1 protein-coding gene and 1 tRNA gene are annotated in these 2,620 nt (G+C 59.4%); both read left to right on the top strand.

Translation table 11 applies throughout. The annotated features are described in order from the left end of the window. Window positions 1-2,125, top strand: a 2,125-nt coding sequence (locus VEK15_00920) for a DUF5916 domain-containing protein (protein HXV59224.1), incomplete at its 5' end; no start/stop codon positions are given. A 29-nt stretch (window positions 2,126-2,154) separates the two neighbouring features. Beyond that, window positions 2,155-2,229 (top strand) — tRNA-Val (locus VEK15_00915). Window positions 2,230-2,620: the final 391 nt, after the last annotated feature.

The raw sequence follows: 2,620 nt of genomic DNA, 5'->3' as shown, positions 1-2,620 counted from the left end.
CATTTTCGTCGACGGCGTGCTCGACGAGGCGGATTGGGGCGATGCACCCATTGCGAGCGGGTTCGTTCAGAACGATCCCCGAGAAGGTGAGCCCGCTACGTTCGAGACCGAGGTCCGGATCCTCCACGATGACGAGTATCTCTATGTCGGCGCGCTCGCCCACGACGACGAGCCCGATCGGATCATCGTCAACGATCTCACCCGTGATTTCGAGACCCGCGCGGGAGACGTCTTCGGCATCGTCCTCGATACATTCCACGATCAGCGCAATGGATACATGTTCGAGACCAATCCCGCCGGGGCGAAGTTCGACGCCCAGTTCGCCAACGAGGGACGCGAGTTCAACGGAGATTGGGACGGTGTCTGGCACGTCGCGAGCCGGATCATCGAGACCGGGTGGGTCGTCGAGATCGCGATTCCGTTCAAGACTCTGCGTTTCGCCGATGCCCCGAGTCAAACCTGGGGGGCCAACTTCCTCAGGCGAACGAGACGGCTCAACGAAGACTCCTATTGGGCGCCCCTTCCCCGCATCCATCGCTTCACTCGCGTGTCGCTCGCCGGAACTCTTGGCGGCCTGGACGGGCTGACGCCGAAACGCGACATCAAGATCACACCCTATGCGAAAGGCGATGTCACCGACGGCGCCGACACGTCTTCTTCGGGCGCATTCGACGCGGGAGTCGACGCGAAGCTGGCGGTAGGGAGCGGTTTGCGGCTCGATCTGACGCTCAACACGGACTTCTCTCAGGTCGAGGCGGACGTGCAGCAGATCAACCTGACTCGGTTCAGCCTCTTCTTCCCCGAGAAGCGTGACTTTTTTCTCGAGAACTCCGGGATCTTCCGCTTTGGACCGCCCGCGGATCAAAGGGTGCAACAGTTCCAGGCGTCGTTCGGCGCATCGGCCGCGCCCTCGAACCTGAGGGGAGGCCAGAGCCGGGGGGAGGATTTGTTGTTCTTTTTCAGTCGGCGCATCGGCCTTTCGGACGACGGGAGCCCCATTCCCGTGGTCGGCGGCGGACGCCTCACGGGACGGGTCGGAGATTACGAGGTCGGATTCCTGAACATGCAGACCGGAGACGAGCCGGAGCTCGTGGGCGAGAGTCTCGCCGCCAACGGTGACAACTTCACCGTGGCCCGAGTCCGACGAAACCTGTTCTCCAATTCCGACTTCGGGGTCATGTTCATCAATCGGGAGAACATGAGCACCGACCACTACAACCGCGGCCTCGGGGCGGATGCGAATTTTCGGCTGAGCCCGGAAGTGGACGTCAATGGATACATCGCGAAAACGGCGACGCGAGGCCTGTCCGGTCAGGACCTCGCCGGTCGGCTGGCCTGGAGTTACGATGGTCGTCTATTTCAGATCAGCAACGCGATCTCGACCCTGCAGGACAACTTCAATCCCGAGGTCGGCTTTGCTCCCCGCATCGGGGTGAAGCGCTCGAGTAATTTCTTCGGGTACCACTATCGTCCGTCGTGGTGGGGTGATTTCCTCAGGGAGATCAATCCCCACTTCGAGCTCGAGTATTTCACCGACCAGAACGGCGTCGTGGTGAGCCGCTATTTCAACATGCACGTCTCCTGGCAGATGCAGAACGGGGGCTACTTCGAAGGCGGGCTCAACACGAACCTCGAGCAACCGCAGGACGACTTTCCGATCCATCCCGATGTGACGATCCCGGCGGGCTTCTACACGTTCGACGAATGGTTCGGGATGCTGTTCAGCGACACCAGCCGGACGTTCTCGGGGAATTTTCGCGCATCGACCGGAGACTTCTATTCCGGCACGAGAAACTCCCTGTCATTGGGCGGTGTTCTGAAGCTCGGGGAGCAGTTCCGCGCCCAGGTGAGCTGGTCGTACAACGACGTCGACCTTCTCGAAGGCGCTTTCACGACGCATCTCGTGACCACGCGTTTCGCCTACAACTTCAGTACCCGGATGTTCCTCAACGGACTCATCCAATACAACAACGTCACGAGCGAGTGGAGCAGCAACATTCGCTTCAACCTGATCCATCGGCCGCTCTCTGACTTCTTCATCGTGTACAACGATCTCCGGGACGAGATGGGGCTGGTCAAGGACCGCGCGCTCATCGTGAAGTACACGCAGCTGTTCAGTTTCTAGCGGGTGCTATACTCAATCGTTTCCCTTCCGGGCGGTTAGCTCAGCGGGAGAGCACCTGGTTTACACCCAGGGGGTCGCAGGTTCAAATCCTGCACCGCCCACCAATGGAGTCAGTGGGTTACAAGAATTTGGAAATAATGACTATCGACAGCCTGAACAAGAAGGTTACAAAAAGGTGATACCAGGCTTTCCGTTCTACACCCAGCACGCCGGTAACCTTCCCGCGCTGGTTCGCGTAGAGGGGGGATTCTGTGGAGGGAGGATCTTGACAAACGTTCCTGGAGGCACAAATACTTTTGGTTGGAGGCAGCGGCGGGTTTCCCATGCGTAGACTTTTTCGGACTTACTTTCTCTTCGCTCGACCAAGGGCTTTGTTTGGTGCCGCCCGGACACTTGATCTCGGGGCGCAATTCGACTGCTACAACTATAGCGAGAGCCCGACCGACGCGGACTGGAATGCTCTTCGTAGCGACTGGCTCACCGTTGCAGACGACC

Source organism: Vicinamibacteria bacterium (genome assembly GCA_035620555.1).
Classification (GTDB): Bacteria; Acidobacteriota; Vicinamibacteria; order Marinacidobacterales; family SMYC01; genus DASPGQ01.
This window is presented reverse-complemented; position numbering and strand designations above follow the sequence as displayed.